Raw genomic sequence first — 1,426 nt, forward strand, 5'->3', positions numbered from 1 at the left:
TTTCTTTGAGTTTTCTATAGGAGAATGTTTTAAGAGCTTTTTCGTATTCACTTCTTATTGATTCAACTTCTTCATCTGTGTAGTAGAGTTCATAGGCATGACCATTTTTAAGAAGAGTATCAATGTAATGGTTGTAAATGGGGATTCTCTCTTTCTGTCTATAGGGACCGTAGGGTCCTTCTTTAAGATAACCTTCATCCCAATCAAGGCCTAACCAGGTAATATCCCTTAACATACTCTCTATAGCAGCAGGTGTAGAACGCTTTTCATCTGTATCATCCAATCGAAGAATAAAAGTGCCTCCATTATGGCGAGCAAAAAGATAATTGAATATAGCTGTTCTTGCATTACCTACATGTATTTCTCCTGTAGGAGATGGAGCATAACGAACTCTAACCATTTGTACCTCCAAAATTCATATACAATATATATTAAACTAAATTTAGAAAATAAAAAAGGGGCAACGGCCCCTTAAATTCATAAAAGTTACAAAATAGTTAACGTTTTCTGTATTGACGGTCTTTCCTTGCAGAATGTAAGCCGTACTTCTTTCTTTCCTTTTCTCTATAATCTCTTGTAAGAAGTCCCTCACTTTTAAGTGTAGTTTTCAGAGATTCATCAACTTTCAGAAGGGCTCTTGCAATTCCAAGTTTTATCGCATCTACTTGACCTCTAAAACCACCACCAACGACATTTGCTCTGACATCAAACTTATCTTTCATGTTGGTTATTTCAAGAGGTTTAAACACTTCTGGGAGAAGAGTTTTTACACCAAAATATTCGTTTACATCTCTTCCATTAACACGGAAATTGCCACTTCCTGGTTTTAAAACTATTCGTGCAACGGATGTTTTTCTTCGGCCTACGGCTAAAACAACTTTATCCATTATTCCTCCTTCGATACCTTAACTATTCTTTCGACTTTAAATTCTTTAGGGTAATTTGAATCAGAATAGACCTTAAGACCATTAATCATTTTTCTTCCAAGTCTATTCTTAGGAAGCATAAGCCTAATAGCATTCCAAATGAGGAATTCAGGTTTTCTATTTAAGATATCCCTTAAAATAAACTCTCTAATATTGCCAACATACCCCGTGTGTTTGTAATAAATTTTATCGGTAAGTTTTCTGCCTGTTACTTTTACTTTTGAGGCGTTAATGATAATAACATTATCACCCATATTCACATTAGGTGTAAAAGTAGGTTTATCTTTTCCTCTTAAGATCGATGCAGCAACAGCAGAAACTCTTCCAATTGATTCATTCTCTGCATCAATTAAAACCCACTTTTTATTAACCTCATAAGGTTTTATAAATTTAGTTATCTTCATCATATTGGGTTTCCTCCTAAAAATAACATTCCTTACAATGATACCAAAAATTTTAAATTAGTCAAGTTCCCGAATTGCCTCATCAAAAATATATTC

The 1,426-nt window shown here is 33.9% G+C and carries 3 protein-coding genes; all 3 read right to left on the minus strand.

What is annotated here, in order from left to right; all coding sequences use genetic code 11:
* Window positions 1-400, minus strand: a 400-nt coding sequence (locus K6343_00635; GenBank protein MEF3244481.1) for a glutamate--tRNA ligase, incomplete at its 3' end; no start/stop codon positions are given.
* 97 nt (window positions 401-497) lie between these two features.
* A complete protein-coding gene (gene rpsI, locus K6343_00640) occupies window positions 498-887 on the minus strand; it encodes a 30S ribosomal protein S9 (protein MEF3244482.1) in 390 nt (129 codons plus the stop codon).
* Entirely contained in the window at window positions 887-1,333 is a 447-nt protein-coding gene (gene rplM, locus K6343_00645; protein MEF3244483.1) for a 50S ribosomal protein L13, read from the minus strand. The genes rpsI and rplM overlap by 1 nt, the downstream gene beginning before the upstream one ends.
* Between the last annotated feature and the right edge of the window lie 93 nt (window positions 1,334-1,426).

Source organism: Caldisericaceae bacterium, from assembly GCA_036574215.1.
Lineage (GTDB): Bacteria > Caldisericota > Caldisericia > Caldisericales > Caldisericaceae > Caldisericum.